The sequence below is a fragment of the Amycolatopsis balhimycina FH 1894 genome (assembly GCF_000384295.1).
In the GTDB taxonomy this organism is placed as follows: Bacteria; Actinomycetota; Actinomycetes; order Mycobacteriales; family Pseudonocardiaceae; genus Amycolatopsis; species Amycolatopsis balhimycina.
Map to the genome: position 1 here is coordinate 2,224,057 of NZ_KB913037.1, position 20,603 is coordinate 2,244,659.

The 20,603-nt window shown below is 69.3% G+C and carries 18 protein-coding genes and 1 pseudogene; 14 read left to right on the forward strand and 5 right to left on the reverse strand.

The features are described 5' to 3' along the window. Positions 1 to 59: 59 nt before the first annotated feature. Positions 60 to 473 (forward strand): hypothetical protein, encoded by a 414-nt coding sequence (locus A3CE_RS0109330; RefSeq protein WP_020639810.1) that lies wholly within the window; start codon positions 60 to 62, stop codon positions 471 to 473. Between the two features lie 320 nt (positions 474 to 793). Here the strand turns inward: A3CE_RS0109330 and A3CE_RS53410 are convergent, their stop codons facing one another. Further along, the gene (locus A3CE_RS53410; RefSeq protein ID WP_020639811.1) at positions 794 to 1,747 is read right to left on the reverse strand and encodes a pentapeptide repeat-containing protein; all 954 of its coding nucleotides are present in this window, start codon (positions 1,745 to 1,747) and stop codon (positions 794 to 796) included. Between the two features lie 167 nt (positions 1,748 to 1,914). Here A3CE_RS53410 and A3CE_RS50660 point away from each other — a divergent pair, with 167 nt between their 5' ends. The 3 genes from A3CE_RS50660 (at position 1,915) to A3CE_RS50665 (ending at position 3,833) form a co-directional block, all read left to right on the forward strand. Continuing rightward, the gene (locus A3CE_RS50660) at positions 1,915 to 2,181 is read left to right on the forward strand and encodes a Zn-ribbon domain-containing OB-fold protein (protein WP_260473764.1); all 267 of its coding nucleotides are present in this window, start codon (positions 1,915 to 1,917) and stop codon (positions 2,179 to 2,181) included. A gap of 46 nt (positions 2,182 to 2,227) precedes the next feature. Next, positions 2,228 to 3,022: an SDR family NAD(P)-dependent oxidoreductase gene (locus tag A3CE_RS0109345; RefSeq protein ID WP_026468313.1), complete on the forward strand. Its 795-nt coding sequence runs from the start codon at positions 2,228 to 2,230 to the stop codon at positions 3,020 to 3,022. A gap of 106 nt (positions 3,023 to 3,128) precedes the next feature. After that, complete coding sequence (locus A3CE_RS50665; protein ID WP_260473763.1) at positions 3,129 to 3,833, forward strand: SDR family oxidoreductase; 705 nt, start codon at positions 3,129 to 3,131, stop codon at positions 3,831 to 3,833. On the opposite strand, the gene A3CE_RS54965 is transcribed toward A3CE_RS50665, so the two are convergent. Next, positions 3,726 to 4,133, reverse strand: coding sequence for a DUF418 domain-containing protein (locus A3CE_RS54965; RefSeq protein ID WP_483756908.1), 408 nt, complete (start codon positions 4,131 to 4,133; stop codon positions 3,726 to 3,728). The two genes, A3CE_RS50665 and A3CE_RS54965, sit on opposite strands and share 108 nt — an antisense overlap. A 14-nt stretch (positions 4,134 to 4,147) precedes the next feature. On the opposite strand from A3CE_RS54965, the pseudogene A3CE_RS60050 reads away from it, so the two are divergent. Further along, a pseudogene (locus tag A3CE_RS60050) lies at positions 4,148 to 4,204 on the forward strand (hypothetical protein); the annotation flags it as partial. Positions 4,205 to 4,241: 37 nt separating this feature from the next. On the opposite strand, the gene A3CE_RS59245 reads toward A3CE_RS60050, so the two are convergent. Further along, the gene (locus A3CE_RS59245) at positions 4,242 to 4,376 is read right to left on the reverse strand and encodes a response regulator (protein WP_020639815.1); all 135 of its coding nucleotides are present in this window, start codon (positions 4,374 to 4,376) and stop codon (positions 4,242 to 4,244) included. 82 nt (positions 4,377 to 4,458) lie between these two features. Between A3CE_RS59245 and A3CE_RS0109360 the strand changes: the two genes are divergently transcribed. Continuing rightward, positions 4,459 to 5,466, forward strand: a complete 1,008-nt coding sequence (locus tag A3CE_RS0109360; RefSeq protein ID WP_020639816.1) for a LacI family DNA-binding transcriptional regulator — start codon at positions 4,459 to 4,461, stop codon at positions 5,464 to 5,466. Then, on the forward strand, positions 5,463 to 6,266 hold the full coding sequence (locus A3CE_RS50670; protein WP_020639817.1) for an SGNH/GDSL hydrolase family protein: 804 nt from the start codon (positions 5,463 to 5,465) through the stop codon (positions 6,264 to 6,266). The genes A3CE_RS0109360 and A3CE_RS50670 overlap by 4 nt, the downstream gene beginning before the upstream one ends. 13 nt (positions 6,267 to 6,279) lie before the next feature. Here the strand turns inward: A3CE_RS50670 and A3CE_RS0109370 are convergent, their stop codons facing one another. Continuing rightward, entirely contained in the window at positions 6,280 to 7,137 is an 858-nt protein-coding gene (locus tag A3CE_RS0109370; protein ID WP_051183886.1) for an alpha/beta hydrolase fold domain-containing protein, read from the reverse strand. A gap of 189 nt (positions 7,138 to 7,326) precedes the next feature. Here A3CE_RS0109370 and A3CE_RS0109375 point away from each other — a divergent pair, with 189 nt between their 5' ends. The 5 genes from A3CE_RS0109375 to A3CE_RS0109395 are packed head-to-tail and all read left to right on the forward strand — an operon-like array spanning position 7,327 to position 16,728. Then, on the forward strand, positions 7,327 to 8,628 hold the full coding sequence (locus tag A3CE_RS0109375) for an MFS transporter (RefSeq protein WP_125591766.1): 1,302 nt from the start codon (positions 7,327 to 7,329) through the stop codon (positions 8,626 to 8,628). A 12-nt stretch (positions 8,629 to 8,640) separates the two neighbouring features. Continuing rightward, complete coding sequence (locus A3CE_RS0109380) at positions 8,641 to 11,130, forward strand: glycoside hydrolase family 78 protein (RefSeq protein WP_020639820.1); 2,490 nt, start codon at positions 8,641 to 8,643, stop codon at positions 11,128 to 11,130. After that, a complete protein-coding gene (locus tag A3CE_RS0109385) occupies positions 11,130 to 13,322 on the forward strand; it encodes a glycoside hydrolase family 3 C-terminal domain-containing protein (RefSeq protein ID WP_020639821.1) in 2,193 nt (730 codons plus the stop codon). The genes A3CE_RS0109380 and A3CE_RS0109385 overlap by 1 nt, the downstream gene beginning before the upstream one ends. A 23-nt stretch (positions 13,323 to 13,345) precedes the next feature. Next, positions 13,346 to 14,104, forward strand: a complete 759-nt coding sequence (locus tag A3CE_RS0109390; protein WP_020639822.1) for an SDR family NAD(P)-dependent oxidoreductase — start codon at positions 13,346 to 13,348, stop codon at positions 14,102 to 14,104. Continuing rightward, entirely contained in the window at positions 14,101 to 16,728 is a 2,628-nt protein-coding gene (locus tag A3CE_RS0109395; protein WP_020639823.1) for a family 78 glycoside hydrolase catalytic domain, read from the forward strand. Before A3CE_RS0109390 ends, A3CE_RS0109395 begins: the two co-directional genes overlap by 4 nt. Positions 16,729 to 16,889: 161 nt before the next feature. Here the strand turns inward: A3CE_RS0109395 and A3CE_RS0109400 are convergent, their stop codons facing one another. After that, on the reverse strand, positions 16,890 to 17,915 hold the full coding sequence (locus tag A3CE_RS0109400) for a LacI family DNA-binding transcriptional regulator (RefSeq protein ID WP_020639824.1): 1,026 nt from the start codon (positions 17,913 to 17,915) through the stop codon (positions 16,890 to 16,892). A 159-nt stretch (positions 17,916 to 18,074) separates the two neighbouring features. Between A3CE_RS0109400 and A3CE_RS0109405 the strand changes: the two genes are divergently transcribed. Together A3CE_RS0109405 and A3CE_RS0109410 are read left to right on the forward strand one after the other, a co-directional pair. Beyond that, entirely contained in the window at positions 18,075 to 19,397 is a 1,323-nt protein-coding gene (locus A3CE_RS0109405) for an MFS transporter (protein ID WP_125591764.1), read from the forward strand. Between the two features lie 22 nt (positions 19,398 to 19,419). Further along, entirely contained in the window at positions 19,420 to 20,586 is a 1,167-nt protein-coding gene (locus tag A3CE_RS0109410; RefSeq protein WP_020639826.1) for a glycoside hydrolase family 1 protein, read from the forward strand. Positions 20,587 to 20,603: the final 17 nt, after the last annotated feature.

Genomic DNA, 20,603 nt, shown 5'->3' on the forward strand with positions numbered 1-20,603 from the left:
ACTTTTCGCGGAAAGTCTTTCGTGGGCTGACCAGGCATTTCGCGCCTACATCCCAGAACATGGACAACAGCGAGGAGCGGGTTCGCCGCCGGCTCGACATCGCCAGGGCCCAGCCCCCCATTCTGGGGTCGTCGGCCACCGGCAGTGAGCCGGCGCGCCCTCGGGCGCGCGCGGCTCCGGTGGCGCCGTGGAGCAACGTCGTCGACGGCTGGGTTCACAACGACAAGATCCGCCGGGACACGCTGATTGCGCTGGCTATGGTACTGATCGCCGTGGTGACGATCGTCTGCGCGATCACCGGCGCGCTGGGCCCGCCTGTGCGGGAGGCAGCGGACAACGCCATTGCCCGTGCACTGGCCGTCAGCGTGCTCGGCGGCTGCGGGCTCTCCTATGGAGGGCTTCGACTGCGCCGTCGCTGGACGCGCCGAGCCGTGCAGGCAGCCACCTCCGGCGCGGAGCAGTACGGGGTATGACGCCCGGTAGCGCACGTGAGCACCGAGAGCGTGCCCACCGCTGAGGGCGGGGCCGCCGATGCCGGATTGTGGAAGGAGGCAGATGGAACTGGACCTCGACGCGGTTCGCGCCTTCGTAGACGGCGCCGAGGAACGGGCGCTTCGGCGGCAACGGGCCGGCTCGGCATGAGCCAGCGAGCCGTCTCGAACGCATCGCCAAGCTCGGTACCATTTTGACGGTTTCGGTGCCGTACGGCTGATCCCGCGGGCACAACGTGTGCGCCGGCGGCATCAAAGCGGCGTAATGGTCGGACGACCGCAATAACGACGACGGTCAGCCGCTACGGATGGGAACCGTCACCTGCTGGGCGGGCGTTGTCCTGCAGGTCAGAGTTCTTCCGTCTCCGCCACGGGTCGAACGTGAGGTCACCACCACTCAGCTTCGTGCCCTCGAAGCGGGCCTCGCCGTCGAACGTCGCGGCGTCGAACAGGGCGCCGTCGTTGAACGCCGCACTATCGAATCGGGCGTCACCCGCGAACGTCACGTTGCCGAACTCCGCTCGGCCCGTGAAGCCCGTCCGATCGAACCACGCGTCCCCAGCGAACGTCGCGCTGCCGAACCCGGCGCCGCGACCGAACGCCGCTCCGCCGAACCGAGCGTCGCCCACGAACGTCGCGCGACCGAACCCCGCGTAGGCCGTGAAAGTCGTCCGGTCGAACCCCGCGCCACCGGCGAACGCCGCACCGCCGAACCTGGCCCGATGCGCGAAAGTCACCTCATCGAATGCGGATCCGCCGCTGAACGTCGCGTGTCTGAAACAAGCGTCGCCGGCGAAGGCCGCCCCGATGAACGCAGCATCTCCCCCGAAGATGCTGTCGCGGAACCTGGCCTCACCACCAAACAGAGCCGCACGGAACCCGGCCCGAAGATTGAAGGTAACGTCAGCGAATCCGGCGTTGCTATCGAACGTCGCGCTCTTGAACTGTGCATCGCCCGCGAAGACGGCACCACCGAACTGCGCGTTTTCGGCGAAGGCCGCATCACCGAACTGAGCACTTCCAGCGAACGTCGCCGAACCGAATGAGGCGGCACGCAAGAATTTCGCAACACCGAACCGAGCATCTCCGATGAAGCTCGCTCCGCCGAACTGGGCAGTGCCCGCGAACGTTGCCACGCCGAACCGAGCGTTTCCGGTGAACGTCGCGCCGCCGAACCGTGCGTCTCCAGTGAATGTCGCACCGCCGAACGCAGCGTCCCCGATGAACGTCGCACCACCGAAGCGGACATTGCGCATCCGGCAGTTGCCCAGGTTGAAGTCGACCAGGTTCGCGTTTGTGAGGTCGAGATCGATCTGGCCCCAGAACGCGTCGCGGCCCGGTAGCAGATGGTCGGCGAGGATACGTTGAATTCCTGCTGCCCCGCGACGCCGAGACCGGCGAGTTTTTCCTGCCCATCCACGCGATCCGGCCCGGACCGTTCGACTGGTCGCCGGCGCCCCGCGAAGGCGAGATCGTGTCCTTCTCCTGGGTCCACCTCCAGCCCAGCGAGGGCTACGCCACCGAACTGCCCTACGTGCTGGCAACCATCGGCCTGGACGCCGGCCCCCAGCTGATGGCCAACATCCTGAACCCCGGCCCCGAGGACGCGTGGATCGGGCGGCGGGTGCGCCTGGTCTTCGAGGACCGCGCCGACGGTGCCGTCGTCGCACAGTTCGCCCCGATCACGTAGTCCGACGAGATCTCCGCATCGCCTTATCGTCAACCTGAGGAGACTGATGTCCACCAAGCCGCCAGGATCATCCTCGCGTGTGTTCCAGGGGTGCCGGGTCCTCGTCAGTGGCGGCACCTCCGGCGTCGGTCTCACTGCAGCCACCCGGTTTGCCGCCGCCGGCGCGGAGCGAATCGTCGTGGTGGGTCGCAACGCCGAGCGAGGCATCCAGGCCGAACGCAGCGTCGCCACAGCAGGGGCGGAGGTCCGTTTCGTAGCCGGCAACGCGGGCGACCCCCACGACTCGACGCGGCTGGCGGCAGAGGCGGCAGAGTTCCTCGGAGGGCGTATCGACACCTTCGTCTCGGCAGTCGCACCCAGGGGACACTTGGGGCCCCTGCAAAGCCAAGATCCTCACGAGCTGGAGCGCGTCCTCATGGGGCTGGTCCTGCCGGTCATGCAGATGAACCGCGCGGTCCTCGCGTACATGCAGGACGCCGGCGGAACCATCATCAACATCGCCTCCGACGCGGCGAAGGTCCCGACACCCGGCGAGTCCGTGGCCGGCGGGGCGATGGCAGCCATCGCGATGTTCTCCCGAACCCTTGCCCTCGAGGTGAAGCGTCACCGCATCCGCGTCCACACCGTGACGCCCAGCCTCATCGCCGGGACGCCCACCGCCGAGCGCCTCCTCTCGGAGGACTTCGGCGCCAATATCTTCGAGAAGGCCAAAGCCAAGGCCCAACTCGGCGTGCCGAACGCCGACGACGTCGCTGAGACCGTGCTCTGGCTGGCCAGCCAGGCCGCGGCCAAGGTGACCGGTCAGGTGATCAGCGTCAACGGGGGCATCTCGGCCGGCTGACACCGCAACGAAGTGACCACGAGAGGAAGAGGGTGCCCGGCGTGCAGGTGAGCCACGAGGGTCGAGTCGCGATCGTCACCGGCGGATCCCGGGGGATCGGTTCGCCATCGCCCGTGAGCTGCTCGACCAAGGCGCGACGGTGCTCATCATCGGACGCAAGCAGGAGGGGCTGGATTCCGCGGCAGCGTCGCTTGGTCCCCGGTGCGTCGCCCGCCTGTGCCACACGGCCGACGAGAAGCGCGCCACCGAGGTCATCGAGGACTTGATCACTTCCCACGGGCGTGTCGACTACCTCGTCAACAACGCGGCCGCGAATCCGCAATGGGGGCCGACCATCGGAGTCGACGCGGGGATGGCCGCCAAGCTCGCGGAGGTGGATCTGTGGGCGCCGCTGCTGTGGACCAAGCTCACCCACCAGGTCTGGATGGGAGCCAACGGCGGCTCTGTCGTGAACATCGCCTCGGTTGGCGGGCTCTCACCATCGCCGAACACCGGCTACTACAACTCCGTCAAGGTCGGCTTGGCGTTCCTCACCAAGCAACTGAGTGCCGAGCTCGCCCCGAGAGTCCGCGTCAACGCCGTGGCTCCGGGGTTCATCGACACCGATATGGCGCGGCATATGCCCCCGGAACAGCGCGCCGCGCTGTTGCGCCAGATCCCGATGGGCCGGCTCGGGCTCCCGGCCGATATCGCGGCCGCGACCTCATTCCTGCTCTCCGACCATGCCGGCTGGATCACCGGGCACTTGCTCGCCGTCGACGGCGGCATGCTCAACGCGCGCGCCTTCGACCCCGCCGTCGGTCCCGTCTAAGAGGACGACGGCACCCCGTGTCCACTGCAGCCTGACCACCGTGTACTGGGCCAGCACGCCGAGAACGTTCTCCAGCAGATAGCAGCTCAACGCCATCCGCCCGACGTAAGACAGCAGCCAGCCGCGAAGACCGACCTTCCTGCGCCTGCGGTAGAACTCACCCACCGACGCGAGGATGCCCAGAGCCACCACGGCCGCGGTGCCGTAGCGGGCGAAGCCGCTGAATTCGGCTGGGAACACACCGGTCTCCGACAGGAGGTAATCCAGCGGCAGCGCCACACCAAACCCGATGGCGATCAGCCACCAGCGGAGGCTTGGACGGAGCCGAGCTCGCGCTCTCACCCAAGGAGTACGACCTCCTCTCATTCCTTGCCGAGGCTTCCGGAGCGACGATGACCAGGGAGCAGATCATGGGAGCAACACGATGTCAGCGGACTCGGTCAGCGCCTCCGCGCCGGTCCGGACCCAGTAGCCGTCCCGCACCAGACCGCGCCGCAGCGAATCGGCGATCGGCTGGTCGTCTTCCACCAGCAGGACAAGCATCCGCAGATCATGCCAGCACATGTGAATGCTAAAGTCCGGACTAGCACGTGCAAGCTGCCAGTTCCGGCGAAACGAGGTACGGGTGGGGACGAAGGCGGGCAAACGGGTGACCGCCGCCGACGTCGCGCGGTCACTCGGGCTGTCCCGGGCGACCGTGGGCTTCGTGCTCAACGGGACGTCCGAGCAGCGCATCTCCGAAGCGACCAAGGAACGTGTCCTGGCCGAGGCGGCTCGCCTGGGCTATCGGCCCCACACCGCGGCCCAGGCCCTGCGCCGCGGCAGCAGCAAGCTGGTCCTGCTGGTCGTCCCTGACTGGCCGGTGGAATTCAGCATCAGCAAGTGCGTCGAAGAAGCCTCCCACGCGCTGGAGGAGGCGGGGTACTCGCTCGTCACCCAGACCCGGCACCCCGCGGGCACCGCGCGCCCGCTCTGGGAACTGCTCGACCCGGAGGTGGTCGTCGGGTTCACACCGTTCACACCGGACGAGCTGACCGCGATGCGCGGTTGCGGCATCACCAAGATCATCCCCGGGTCCTCGTTGATCCCTCAGCAGCCCGATCCGCTCGGTCTTCAGGACGGGCCGCGCCTGCAGGTCGAGCACCTGCGCGGACGCGGTCACACGCGCCTCGGCTTCGCCGCGACGGCCGATCCTCGCCTGGCCGGCCTGGTCGAGTCACGGCTGCGAACGGCCCAGGAAACGGCCGCCGACCTGCCGCCGCTGGTGGTCCGGCACGTCGACGACCATGCCGACGCGGCCGGGCAAGCAGTGCACGACTGGCTGGACGCGGGCGTGACCGGCGTCGTCGCCTACAACGACGAAAGCGCCGCCCGGGTGATCCGGGCTGCCGTGCGCGCGGGCCACCGGGTTCCGGCCGACCTCGCCGTCATCGGGCACGACGACAACCCTTACACCGAGCTGTTCGTCCCGTCGATCTCGAGTATCCGGATCGACTACGCGGGCCTCGGACGGCACCTGGCCGCCCTCGCCCTGCACGAAGCCGCCGGGCAACCCCTGCCGGCCGGCGACGTCGATGCCGCGGCGACCGTGGTGGCCCGGGAATCCACCGAACCAAGCGGGCGGGGGCGGTGAGCGATCCGGAATACCGCCACGTCGCCGCGCTGGGCAGCTCGTTCGCCTCGGGCCCGGGAATCGAACCGATCGAGGACCGTGCGGCTCGCCGATCCGCTCGCAACTACCCGCACCTGCTCGCGGAAACCCTGGGGGCGGCACTCACCGACCTGACGGTCGCCGGCGCGACGACAGCCACCATCATCGACACGCCACAGCGGAGCCTGCTGCGGAAGTTCCCGCCCCAGCTCGACGGGCTGCCCGGCATCGCAGACCTGGTGACGATCACCGCCGGTGGCAACGACCTGAACTACATCGGCGCGATGACACGGCTCGCCTTCGCGGCCCGGCTGGCCGGGAACGCCCTCACCAGACCGCTTTCCTCGCTGCTGTCCCGAGTCGGCGTACCGACGCCCTCCCCCGACGAAGTCGAGCTGGCGGCGGCGAACCTCGTGCGCATCGTCGAGGCCGTGACCAAGCGTGCCGCAGGTGCCCGCGTCGTCTTGGTCGACTACCTGACCGTGATCGGCGAGCACACCACCACTTCCGGCGAAACCCCATTCCCCGCATCGACGCTCGACATGCTTCGCCGCCTGGGCGACACGGTCTCCGAAGTCTTCACGCTGGCCGCGGGCCGAACCAGCGCGACCCTCGTCCCGATGCGGGAGCTCAGCGCGAGCCACGCCCTCGGCTCGGCGGATCCCTGGGTGACCGGCATGCCCGCCCGCCTGCGGGACTTGGCCGGGTGCGCTCCGTTCCACCCGAAGGCGAACGGCATGCGTGCCGTCGCGGCCGCGATCGTCGACCGCCTGCGCGAATAGCCGACCGGTCCGGTCAATCGTCAGCGCCGACCGTCTTGGAACGATTCAACAGCCAGTCGGTGACGACACGGACGCCGAGCCCGAAGTGAGGCTGCTTCGGCCGGCTCAGAAAGCCGTGACGAGCTTCGGGAACCCTCGCGTGGACGACATCGACACCCGCGGCGGCAAGCTCGGCCGCGAAGGCCTCCCCGGACGCGCCCAGTGCGTCACGGTCGGCGTCGAGAACGAGAGTCGGCGGAAACCCGCCCAACTCGCCGCCACCGGGGAAAGCATGCCTGTCCCGCAACGCTTCCGCAGTGCCGGCGTAGTTCCGGTTCACCTTGTCGACGACGCCCGGCGTGAACTGCCCCAGCCGGTGCCACCCGCGGATCCGGGACGCCAGGCGTGCCGACGGAGCCGGGAGCGACGCGTGGAACGTCCCATAGGCCAGCACAAGCCCGGCCGGTCCCGGCTGCCCTTGATCCCGCAGGCGAAGTGTCGCTGCCGCCGCCAAACACGCACCGGCGCTCGCACCGCCCAGAACGGTCCGGGCACCCGCCGACCGCGCCTGGACCCAGGTGAACACGTCGGCGACGTCGTCGAGCGGGATCGGAAACCGGATCCCGGACAGCTTGCCGGACGGCGGCCGGCGCACCCAGCTGAACGGCGGGACGCGGCGGTAGTCGACACTCACCACTTCGCGACCGGTCCGCGCGACGGCCATCGCGACCGCGTGCGCCTCGGGCATGTCCAAGTCACCCCAGGCGAAGGCGCCACCATGCGCCCACACGAACGGAGCGGCGTTTTCCGCCGCCCCACCGGGTGGCGTGTAGATGCGCACTGGAACCACGCCGTGCCGTCCTCGGACTTCGGCGTCCTCGATGTTCAGCATCATCTCCCTTTCTCCAGGCGGTCAGGACACCGATCGGCAAAACCCTGACGAAGCACTTCGAGCTTTTGTTGCAACGTTTCACCTCAGAAAGCTTGCACGTGCTAGCTCGCGGAGATTAGCATCACCGGTCAGCGCTTGCTAGCACGTGATACCACGTCTGACCTGAGCTTACGGACAACGGAGTCTTCCATGATCGACAGTCAACAATCTGCTGTCCCGCCATCGCCTCCGGCGGCGGCCCCCACGCCCGCTCCGGCCCTGCCCAAGGTGTCCGCTCGCTACATCTGGCTGATGGCCCTGGCCCAGTTCGGCGTGTTCCTGGCCTTCATCACCCCGCTCGGGATTTCGCTCTCGGTGAAGGTCGCCCAGCTCGCCCCCGGTCACGAGGAGTACCTCGGCTACATCACCGGCGCGGGCGCCGGCACGGTGCTCCTGTTCGGGCCGCTTCTGGGCGTGCTCAGCGACCGGACGAGGAGCAAGCTGGGCCGCCGCCGCCCGTTCATGATCGGCGGGATGCTGCTCGGCGTGGTGTCGCTGGTGGTCATGGCGACCGCCCCGAGCGTGTTCGTGCTCGGATTCGGCTGGGTGCTGGCCCAGCTGGGCTGGGGGCAGGTCCTGGGCGCGCTGACGAACTCGCAGGCCGATCGGCTGCCCGAGGAACAGCGCGGCAAGGTCGCCGGGCTCGTCGGCTTCGCCACCCTCATCGCCCCGGTGGGCGGGGTCGTGCTCGCCAGCCAGTTCGTCGGCGACGCTCTGCTGCTGTTCCTGGTCCCCGGCTCGGTCGGGGTCGTGCTGGTGACGCTCTTCGTCTGCCTGATCCACGAGCAGGACAGCCGCACGCTGCCCCACGGCGCCCCCCTCACCGCGCGCAGCCTGGCCGCCAAGTACACGTTCAAGCCGCGCCGGTACCCCGACTACTCGTGGAACTGGCTCAGCCGCTTCCTGTTCTATTTCGGACTGACGCTCAACACGACGTTCGTCGCGTTCTTCCTCGCCGCACGCCTGGGGGTCAGCGTGGCGGAGGTGGCCGGCACCGTCGCCGCGCTGGCCGGACTCGGCGTGCTGGCCACGTCCGCGGGCGCGCTGGGCGGCGGGTTCCTCTCCGACAAGCTCCGCCGGCGCCGCGTGTTCGTCCTCGTCGCGGGCGCGGTTTTCGCACTCGGCGCGGTGGTCATGGCCTTCGCGTCCAGCGTGCCCCTGCTGTTCGCCGGTTCGCTGACGACCTCGGTCGGGCTGGGCATGTTCTCCGCCGTCGACCAGGCGCTCGCCCTCGACGTCCTCCCGGAACGCGAGACGGAGGCCGGCCGCTTCATGGGCATCATGGGCTTCGCCACCTCGATCCCGCAGTCCGTCGCTCCGCTGATCGCGCCGGTGTTCCTGACCATCGGGGCGACAGCCACCGGGAAGAACTACACCCTGCTGTTCATCGTCGCCGCCGCCTGCACCGTCCTCAGTGGACTAGCAGTGCAGCGCGTCAAGTCCGTCCGATAGAGGAGATCTACCGTGTCACCCACCTGGCAGGCCAGGTTCATCTCGCCCGCGTACGGAAGCCGGACCGAGGCCGGAGCGCCGGCCTCGTATTTCCGGCGCGAGTTCACCGTCGACGGCACGCCCCGCCGCGCGACCCTGCACGTCACCGCGATCGGGCTGGTCGAGCCCCACCTGAACGGCGAGCGTGTCGGCGACGAGGTGCTGGCCCCCGGCTGGACCTCCTATCGTCATCGCCTCGCGGTCAGCTCCTACGACGTGACCGACCGGATCGTTCCCGGCGCGAACGCCGTCGGTGCCATCGTCGGCGAAGGGTGGGCTCTCGGGCGGCTCGGCTGGGAGGGCAAGCGCCACCACTACGCCGACCGGCCCGCATTGTTCCTCCAACTCGAACTCGAGTACCAAGGCCGTACCGAGGCCATCGGCACGGACACATCGTTCACCACCGGCACCGGCGCAGTTCTGGCGAACAGCCTGTACGACGGAGAGGAGCACGACGCCCGGCTGGAACCGGCCGGCTGGGCCCAGCCGGACTTCGGCGACTCGTGGGAGCCGGTGGAGCTGTACGACTGGGACCTGTCGACCCTCGTGACGCCCGCCGCTCCCCCGATCCGCCGGATCGAAGAACTGAAGCCCGTCTCGATCACGCGGAGCCCGAGCGGGAAGACGATCGTCGACTTCGGACAGAACATCTCCGGCTGGGTCCGGTTGAGCGTGCACGGCGAGCGAGGGCGGACGGTGACCCTCCGCCACGCCGAGGTCCTCACCGACGGCGAGCTGGACACCGAAACCCTGCGCACCGCCGCGGCCACCGACCGGTACACCCTCCGCGGCGGCGACCGCGAGACGTGGGAGCCGAAGTTCACCTTCCACGGCTTCCGCTACGCCGAAGTGGACGGCTACCCGGGCACCGTCACCGCCGACGACCTCACCGCGGTCGTGGTGCACAGCGACATGACCCGTACGGGGTGGTTCGAGTGCTCGAACCCGCTGCTGAACCAGCTGCACGCCAACATCGTCTGGTCCATGCGGGACAACTTCGTCGGCGTACCCACCGACTGCCCGCAGCGGGACGAACGCCTCGGCTGGACCGGGGACATCAACGCGTTCGCCCCCACCGCGGCGTTCCTCTACGACGTGCGCGGCGTCCTCGGCTCCTGGCTGGCCGACCTCGGCGCCGAGCACTGCGAAAAGGGGTACGTGCCCTGGGTCGTCCCGGATGTGCTGCCCACCCCGTCGTCTCCGACCGCGCTGTGGAGCGACGTCGCGGTCAGTCTCCCGTGGACGCTCTACACCGAGTACGGCGACCCGGACCTCCTCCGGCAGAACTACGACTCGATGGCGGCGTTCATCCGGGACGTCGAGTCCCGGTTGGACGACGCCGGTCTGTGGAACTCCGGCTACCAGTTCGGTGACTGGCTCGATCCGGACGCCCCGATGGACAACCCGGCGGGCGGCAAGACCGACCGCCACCTCGTCGCGTCGGCGTTCCTGTGCCGCACCACCACACAGCTGGCGAAGACCGCGGCGCTGCTCGGCAAGGCCGAAGACGCCGAGCGTTTCGGGACGTTGGCCGGCCGCGTGCGCGAGGCGTTCCGGCACGAATACGTCACCCCGTCCGGCCGACTGGCGAATGAATCCGCGACCGCACTGGCGCTCGCGATCTGCTTCGACATCCTGGACCCGGCCCAGGAAACCAAGGCAGGCGACCAGCTGGCCGCAGTGGTGGCCAGGGCCGGTTACCGGATCTCCACCGGTTTTGCGGGCACCCCGTTCGTCACCGAGGCCCTCAGCCGCACCGGCCACCTCGACGAGGCCTACCTCCTGCTGCTGGAAACCGGGTGCCCGTCGTTCCTCTACCCGGTCACCATGGGCGCGACGACGATCTGGGAGCGCTGGGACTCGATCCGGCCGGACGGAACGATCAACCCGTCCGGGATGACCTCCCTCAACCACTACGCCCTCGGCGCGATCGCCGACTGGCTGCACCGGGTCGTGGGCGGCCTCTCCCCCGCCGAGCCCGGCTACCGCACCATGCGCATCGCCCCACGTCCGGGCGGGGACCTCACCCACGCCACCGTCACTCACGACACCGTCCACGGCCGCGCCACCGTCGCCTGGTGCATCGACGACGGCCGGATGCAGCTCGACGTCACCATCCCCGAGGGCGCCGAAGCGACCGTGGTCCTGCCGCAGCACCCGGACGAGCTCGTCGTCCAGGTGACCGCAGGAGAACATTCCTGGCAGTACGAAGTCGACGACAGCGCGGCTTCGAAGCAGTACACCATGGACACCCCACTTCGAACGCTTTCCGAAGACCCGAAGGTGTGGCGTGCGGTCACGGATGTCTTCGCGAAGCACTTCCCCGGGATTCCCCTCGACGGTTCCGCACCCGAAGCCGCGGGCATCTCCCTCAACATCGTCCTGGACCACGTCCCCGGTGCCTCGACCGAACTGAAGAACGATCTGGTGGCCGCCGTCGGCGGTCAGGAAGGAAATCTCTGATGCCCCGCCCCGACCTCACCTTGGAACAGAAAGCCTCCCTGTTGTCCGGAAAGGACTTCTGGTCCACCAAGGCGATCGACGAGGCCGGCATCCCGTCGATGTTCCTGGTCGACGGACCGCACGGCCTGCGCCGGCAAGACGCCGAAGCCGACCACCTCGGACTCCACGACAGCCGGCCCGCCACGTGCTTCCCGACCGCCGCCGCGGTCGGCTCCAGCTGGGATCCCGGCGTCGCCGCCGAGCTCGGCGCGGCCATCGGCCGTGAGGCGCGGGTCGCCGGGGTGACCGTCAACCTCGGTCCCGGGGTGAACATCAAGCGGTCACCGCTGTGCGGCCGCAACTTCGAGTACTACTCCGAAGACCCGCTGCTCAGCGGCACGCTCGGCGCGGCACACGTCCGAGGTCTGCAAGGCGAAGGCGTGGGCGCGTCGGTCAAGCACTTCGCCGCCAACAACCAGGAAACCGACCGCATGCGGATCAGCGCGGACGTCGACGAACGCACCCTGCGCGAGATCTACTTCCCGGCCTTCGAGAAGGTCGTGACCGAGGCGTACCCGGCCACCGTGATGTGCTCCTACAACCGGCTCAACGGCGTCTACGCCTCCCAGAACCGGTGGCTGCTCACCGACGTCCTGCGCGACGAGTGGGGCTTCGACGGCGTCGTCGTCTCCGACTGGGGCGCCGTCAACGACCGGGTCGCCGCGCTTGAAGCCGGTCTCGACCTCGAAATGCCGGGCAGCGGTGGGGTCACCGACGCCGAGATCGTGGCGGCGGTGCAGCGCGGTGAACTCGACGAAGCGGTGGTGGATCGCAGCGTGCAGCGGGTGCTCGCCCTCACCGAACGGGTCACGCCCGCGACCGGCACCCTCGACGTCGAGGCCCACCACGCCCTGGCGAGACGACTCGCCACCGAGTGCGCGGTCCTGCTGAAGAACGAGCGGAACACGCTGCCCCTCGCCCCCGAAGCCCGGGTCGCCGTCATCGGCGGGTTCGCCGTGGAGGCACGGTTCCAGGGCGGCGGCAGCTCGCACGTCAACCCGACCCGCGTCGACACCGCCCTCGACGCCATCCGCGCCCTGGGCACCTCCGTCAGCCACGCGCGCGGGCTCGACGACAACGCCGTCGAGATCGCCCGCGAAGCCGATGTCACCGTAGTGTTCGCCGGGCTGAAGGAGATCGACGAGTCCGAGGGCTACGACCGCGACACCATCGCCCTGCCGGACGGGCAGATCGACCTCATCCGCCGCGTCGCCGCGGTCAGCTCCCGCACCGTCGTGGTGCTGTCCCACGGCGGAGTCGTCTCCCTCGAAGGCTGGCACGACGACGTCGACGCGATCCTCGACGGCTGGCTGCTCGGCCAAGCCAGTGGCAGCGCCCTCGCCGACCTGCTCTACGGCATCGCCAACCCCTCCGGGCACCTGGCCGAGACGATCCCGCTCCGGCTCCAGGACAACCCCAGCTACCTCAACTTCCCCGGCGAACAAGGCCACGTCCGCTACGGCGAAGGCGTGATGGTCGGCTACCGCTACTACGCAACCGCCGAGGTCGGCGTCCGGTACCCCTTCGGCCACGGCCTGTCCTACACCACCTTCGAGACGAACGACCTCTCCGTGAGCGTCACCGGCGACGACACCGCGACCGTCTCGGCCACCGTGACCAACACCGGGCCCGTCGCCGGGAAACACGTCGTCCAGGTCTACGTCGCCACCGGCGCCGGACCGGTCCGGCGGCCCACCCGCGAACTGCGCGCCTTCACCAAGGTCGCCCTCGAACCCGGCGAATCCCGGACGGTCGACCTCGCCCTTGGCCACCGCGCCTTCGCCTACTACGACGTCGAATTCGCACGGTGGCTGGTCGCCCCCGGCGACTATACCGTCCAAATCGGACACAGTGCCGCGGACATCGTCGCCGAGGCGCCGATCACTCTCGCCGGCGAGGTCGTCAAGCGGGTGCTGAGCCTCGACTCACCGGTGCAGCACTGGTTCGGCCACCCCGTCGTCGGCCCGCTGATCACCAGCAAGATCACCGAATCGATGACCTCGGGTCAGGCGAAACAAGCCGAGGAAATGCCGGACTCGATGCGCATGATCGCCTCGCTGCCCATGAAACAGTTCACCCACTTCCTGACCTCCGTCGGCACGCACCTGCCGGACGACGCCCTCGCCGAACTGATCGAACTCAGCAAGAACTGACTCCACGAAAGGAACCCGGACCAATGGAGCGATTCACCGGCAAGCGCGTCCTGCTCACCGGCGGCGCCTCCGGAATCGGCCAGGCCACGGCCCTCCGGCTCCTGGCCGAAGGCGCGCACGTCGTCGCAGCCGACGTCGCCGAAGCCGGCCTCAAGGAGACCGCGGACCGCGCCGACAGTGAGCGGCTCACCACCCGTTCGCTCGACATCTCGGACGAAGGAGCCGTCAAAGCCGTCGTCGTGGAGAGCATCGCCGAGCTCGGCGGCCTCGACGTGCTCGTCAACGCCGCCGGCATCCTGCGCGGCGCGCACACCCACGAGTGCGAGCTGGAGACCTGGAACCGGATCATCGGCGTCAACCTGACCGGCACGTTCCTGGTCACCCGCGCCGCGCTGCCCGCGCTCCTGGAGACCGGGCACGGCGTGATCGTCAACTTCAGCTCGACGTCGGCCTCGTTCGCCCACCCGTACATGGCGGCCTACTCGGCCAGCAAGGGCGGCATCCAGTCCTTCACCCACTCCATCGCGCAGGAGTACTCCAAGCAGGGCCTGCGCGCGGTCTGCGTCGCGCCCGGCAGCATCCGCAGCGGCATCACCGAAACCACGGTCCAGCACCTGCCCGAAGACGTCGACTGGCAGCTGTTCGGCAAGCTCCAGCCCGCCATCGGCGAAGGCTTCGCCCCGCCGGAGTCCGTCGCCGGGGTCATCGCCATGCTCGCCTCCGAGGACGGCGCGTTCATCACCGGCACCGAGATCCGCGTCGACGGGGGAACCCACCAGTGACCGCACCCACCCACCTGCGCGTCGAACACCTCGAGAACCCGCTGGGCACCAGCCTGGCCCGGCCACGGCTGTCCTGGTGGCTCCCGGCCGGCGCCACGACGCAGTCGGCCTATCACGTCCGGACCGGCGACTGGGATTCCGGGCGGGTTGATGACGATCAGCACGTGCTGGTCCGGTACACCGGTCCCCTGCCCGGGTCCGGGGAGCGCGTGACCTGGCAGGTCAAAGTGTGGACCGACCTCGGCGAGAGCGCGTGGTCGGAGCCCGCCTTCTGGGAGAGCGGGCTCGGCACCGAGGACTGGACGGCCTCCTGGATCGAACCGTCCGAACAGGACGTGCCCGAACCCGGCAGCAGGCCCGCGCACCTGTTCCGGCGGGATTTCACGGTGCCCCGGGCGGTCAGCGCGCGGCTGTATGTCACCGCGCACGGCATCTACGAGGCCTTCCTCAACGGCGAGCGGGTCGGCGACCTCGAACTGACGCCCGGCTTCACCGCGTACCGGGACGTGCTGCACGTCCAGACCTACGACGTCACCGACCTGCTCCGAGCCGGGGAGAACACGATCGGTGCCACCGTGTCCGACGGCTGGTTCCGCGGCCGCACCGGCGCGATGCGGCTCGCGGACTCCTTCGGCAACCGCACCGCCCTGCTATGCCAGCTGCACCTCCGGCACGAGGACGGGTCCACGACGGTGCTGGTCACCGACGCCACCTGGACGACCACGCCCGCGTGGTTCACGGCGGACTTGATGGACGGCCAGACAGTGGACCTGCGCCAGGCGATGCCCGGCTGGTCCGCGCCCGGCTACGCCGACGCATCCTGGTCGAAAGCCGTGACCGGCACCGGCGGGCTCTACGACGACTTCGCCCGGCTCACCGCCTCACCCGCGCCGCCGGTCCGGAACATCGAAGAGCTGACGCCCGTCTCGATCGCCCAGCTGCCGTCCGGGCGGCAGGTCGTCGACCTGGGCCAGAACATCAACGGCCGGCTCCGGGTACGCGTCCCATCTGGAGATCACCTCGTCCTCACCCACGGCGAAGCTCTCGGCCCGGACGGGAACGTCACCGTCGAGCACCTGCGCGGGGTCGACTGGCAGACCCGCGAGCCGCTGTCCGCGGGCCAAGTCGACCAGGTGATCTCCGGCGGTCAGGCGGACGAGGTCTTCGAGCCCCGGCACACCACGCACGGGTTCCGGTACGTCAGCGTCGAAGGCGCGTCCCAACCACTCACGGCCGGCGACGTGCGCGGGGTCGTCGTGCACACCGACCTGCGCCGCACCGGGTGGTTCCGCTGCAGCGACGACCGCGTCAACCGGCTGCACGAGGCCGCGGTGTGGAGCTTCCGCGACAACGCCTGCGACATCCCCACCGACTGCCCGCAACGCGAACGCGCGGGCTGGACCGGCGACTGGATGCTGTACGTGCCGACGGCCGCGTTCCTCTACGACGTCGCGGGCTTCTCGGTGAAGTGGCTGCGCGACCTCGCGGTCGACCAGTGGGACGACGGCTGCCTCACCAACTTCGCGCCCGATCCGGGCGGACGCCAGGTCCAGCACCTACCCGCGGAGATCCTGGACCAGTTCGCCGGGTCCTCGGGCTGGGGCGACGCCTCGGTCATCGTGCCGTGGGAGCTGTACCTGACCTACGCCGACCTCGACGTCCTGGCCGAGTTCCGGCCGATGATGGCCCGCTGGGTCGACTTCGCCGCCGAACGCGCCCGCACCCGCCGCTACCCCAGCCGGACGGCGGCTCCGGCACCCCATGAGGAATTCCTCTGGGACGGCGGCTTCCACTGGGGCGAGTGGTGCGAACCCGACGTCGACGAAGAGGCCTTCCGCACCGCCGACCACGGCGCCGTGGCCACCGCGTACCTGTACCGCTCGGCGTCCCTGCTGTCCCGCATCTCCACCACGACCGGCCACCAGCCGGACGCCGAACGGTACGGGCAGCTCGCGGCGAACGCCCTCGACGCCTGGCGCACGGAGTTCATCGCCGACGACGGCTCGCTCACCCCCGCCGCCCAAGCGACGTCCGTGCGCGCGCTCGCCTTCGGGCTGGTACCGGAAGAGCTGCGTGCCGTCACGGCGGACCGGCTCGTCACGCTGATCCGCGACGCGGGCACCCACGTGGGCACCGGCTTCCTGGCGACGCCGTACCTGCTGCCCGTCCTCGCCGACACCGGACACCTCGACGTGGCCTACGAGCTGCTGTTCCAGGACACGTCGCCCTCCTGGCTGACCATGATCGACCGCGGCGCGACGACGATCTGGGAACTCTGGGACGGCATCGACGAGCACGGCACCCCGCACGCCTCCCTCAACCACTACAGCAAGGGCGCGGTCGTGTCGTTCCTGCACCGGCACACCGCGGGCATCCAGCTACGGGAGGACGCGCCCGGCTACCGGCACTTCGAGGTCCGTCCCGAACCCGGCGGCGGCCTCACCTGGGCCGAGGCCGAATTCGACTCCGTCCACGGACGCATCACCTCGAGCTGGCGGATCGAGGGTGGCCGCTTCCACCTGACGGTCACGGTTCCACCGGGGGCCACCGCCACCGTGACCCTGCCGGACGGACACGGGTTCACGGCAGGTCCCGGCACGCACGTGGACAGCTGCGAGGTGTAGCCGGCGCGGGTGGACAGCCGTGGATCAGAGCCGTCCACCCGCGCCGAGCATTTCGGTGAACCCGAGGCGATGGCCGACTGCCGAGCGCGATCGTGCCCCGCAGGGAATCCCGACGTTGGTCATGCCAGCCTGCTTCGTGTCCTTCAACCGGCCCGCGCCGTTCAACTTTTCTTTCGACCGACGGTTGATTCGCGCTCGATCAAAAAGGTTGTAGGCTCCGGGAAATCGGCTTTCACCGGTCGTCCTTCGGCGCTGCTGACCGCCTGGTCGGCCATCCAGCGGCCGACGCCCACGCTGTCGAGGCCGACCGTCGAAATCCTCGGGGCGAAATAGGACGCCAGCGGCGTGTTGTCGTGCCCGATCACCGCCAGGCCTTCCGGCACCGGGATGCCGGCGCGGACCGCGGCGCCCACGATCGTTCCCGCGACTTCGTCGTTGAACGCGGCCACGCCGGTCACACCGGCCGCGAGCCACTCGTGCAGCACCCCCGCCAGATCGTCGTCCCGATAGTCGATCGGGCGAGCGTCGAGCAGGTCCAGCCCCAGCCGGGCAGCTTCCCGTTCCACCGCGCGTTGGCGGACCGCGGACAGGCCGGCCAGACGCATGTCCGGCGTCGCCGCGAACGCCAGCTTGCGGTGGCCGAGCGACGCGAGGTGACGCACCTGCAGCTGGGGGCCCGCGAGCACGACCGGCATGGCGTCGAGCTCGAGGTGGTCGTCCGGATCCGGCACGATTCGCGTGATCCCGGCGGCGCGGATGGACCGCACCTCGTCGGGTGTGAACGGGATCAGGCCGACGACGACTTCCGGCTCGACGAGCTTCCACAGCGGTTGGGCGTGTTCGGACTCGTGGTGGGTGTAGGTGATCGTCGCGTAGCCAGCCTCATCCAGCACCCGGGCCGCCTCGTCCAGCTGCGTGCGCAGGGAGAACTCGAGCGGCCAGTCCGGGAGCACGATGAGGACGACCCGCGACCGGCCCCGCGCCAGCGCCTGCGCGACCGTGCTGGGCTGGTAGCCCAGCCGCTCGGCCGCCTCCAGGACCCGCTCGCGCGTTTCCGGGGAGATGCGGGCGCCCGGCGTGTCGTTCAGGACGTACCCCACGGTCGCCCGGGACACCCCGATCGACCGCGCCACGTCGGCCGCGGTCACCCTCCGGCCGTTCTTGTCCTTCACGTCACCGTCAACCATGTGTTGTCCCCAGCGTGTGCTTGTGCGCGCAACCACACGCAGAGTAGCAGGAGAAGTTCTGCTTGCGCGCGCAATCACGGCGACGTACCGTCACTGCTCAAAGTTTGGTTGCGCGCGCCACCACAGCCGCGGCAGCCTGGTCGAGACAACGGAGTCCGCATGACTACTGAACCCCTTGGCACCCAGCCGCCCCCGGAGCTCCCCGCGGTGGCCGCCGCCACCATCGACACCGCGCCCGCCCAACCGGCAGAGCTGGACCTCAAGCCCGTCAGCGCGTGGTTCATGACCGTCTACTCGCTGACCAACTTCGGCCTGGGGCTCGTGATCCTCATGCCGGCGCTATTCAGCCTCGCCTACAAGATCCAGCTCATCGATCCGGCCACGAAGGAGAGCAGCCTCGGGCTGGTCATCGGCATCGGCGCGCTCGGGACGATCATCGTCGGCCCGATCATCGGCACCCTCAGCGACCGGACCCGCCTGGCGTGGGGACGTCGGCGGCCGTACCTGCTCCTCGGCATTGTCATCAACGTCGCCGGTTCGCTCATGATCGCCGCGGCGTCGTCGGTCACGGCGGTCATGATCGGGTGGGTGATCGCGAACATCGGCGGGACGTTCGCGGCGACCGCGGTCTCACCCGTGATCGCCGAATGGGTCCCGGAAGCGCAGCGCGGCAAGCTGAGTGCGCTGGGCGGCGTCACCGGACAGCTGGCCGGCGTGGCGGCCACCCTGACCGGGAGTCTGCTCCTCGGCAACCAGGTGCTGCTCTTCCTCCTGCCGGTGCTCGTCCTGGCGGTGACCTCGGTCCTGTTCGTGTTCACCGTTCCCGACCGGCCCGCCCCCGCCGGCCGGCCGTCGACGTCGGTGTTCGGGTTCTTCAAGGACCTGGCCTTCAACCCGTTCGCCCACCGGGACTTCTCTCTTGTTCTGATCGGGAAGTTCCTCCTCACCTTGGCGACGAACTTCTTCATCACCTATCAGTTCTACTTCTTGTTGGACCGGTTGAAGCTCGTCCCTGCGGAGGCCGGGCAGAAGCTCGCGCTGCTCGGTGGAATCGGGCTGCTGGTCGGGATGGGATCCGCCATCGTCAGCGGGATGGTCTCCGACCGGATCCGGCGGCGGAAGCCGTTCATCTACGGAGCAACGGCGGCGATGGCCGCCGGCCTGGTCGTCGCCTCCGCGGCGCACGAACTGGTCCTCTACAGCGTGGGAGCGATCCTGCTGACGCTCGGCGTCGGCATGTTCGGCACGGTCGACCTGGCGCTGGTCAGCGACGTGATGCCGGACCGGGAAACCCAGGCCGGCAAGTACATGAGCATCTACTACAACATCGCCAGCAACCCGGCCGGCGCGATCGCCCCGGTCCTCGCGCCGTTGGTGCTGGCCATCGGCGGTGGCGGCAACTACGCCGCGCTGTTCCTCACCGCGGCCGTTCTCGCCGCCGGTGCCGGCTTGACGGCCTGGCGCATCCGCGGCGTCAAGTAAGACAACTCGAAGGAGATCTGCTGTGCCACGTACGTTCCCCGACGGATTCCTCTGGGGTGCCGCGACCGCGTCCCACCAGGTCGAGGGCAACAACCTGAACAACGACTGGTGGCAGCTCGAGCAGGACGCTGCCCCGCAGGTCCAGTACAGCGGGGACGCGGTGGACAGCTACCACCGCTACGAAGAGGACATGCGCTTGCTGGCGGAAGCCGGTTTCACCGCCTACCGGTTCAGCCTCGAGTGGTCGCGCATCGAGCCGCTTCCCGGGAAGTTCTCCCGGGCAGAACTGGCGCACTACCGGAGGATGATCGACACCGCGCTGGGGCTGGGACTCACCCCTGTCGTGACCCTGCACCACTTCACCCACCCCCGGTGGCTGGGCGCCCACGAAGCCTGGCTGCGCGACGACGCCGTCGATCTCTTTACGCGGTATGTCGAGCAGGCCGTCACCATCCTCGACGGCGTCGAGTGGGTGTGCACCATCAACGAGCCCAACGTCCTGTCGGTCAACCACTGGTCGCTGGCCGAAGTCGCCGCCGGGCGGCCGTACCCGTTCGGGGCGCTGCCCGATGTCAAGATCGGGTCGGCGCTGATCGAGGCACACCGGGCCGTGGCGCCCCTCGTTCGGCGGGCCACCGGCGCCAAGGTCGGGTGGACGGTCGCGAACCAGGCGCTCGTGCCCGCTGAGGGAGGGGAAGCCAAGCACGCCGAAGTGCAGGGGATCTGGGAGGACATGTACCTCGAAGCCGCCCGCGGCGACGACTTCGTCGGCGTGCAGTCCTACACCAGCCAGCCCGTCGACGAGAACGGCATCGTGCCGCATCCCGAGCACCCCGACAACACCCTGGTGGGCTGGGCTTACCGCCCGGACGCGCTCGGGATCGCCGTCCGGCACACCCGCGAGGTCGTCGGGGACGTCCCGATCGTCGTCACCGAGAACGGCATCGCCACCCCCGACGACGAACGCCGCATCGCCTACACCAAGGGCGCTTTGCAGGGCCTGCACGACGCCATCGAGGACGGCGCCGACGTGCGCGGCTACGTGCACTGGTCGCTGCTCGACAACTTCGAATGGGGACGCTGGGAACCCACCTTCGGGCTCATCGCCGTCGACCGCGAGACCTTCGAGCGCCGCCCCAAGCCGAGCCTCGGCTGGCTGGGATCCGTCGCCCGCGCGAACGCACTGTAAGCCGCACCACCGACCAG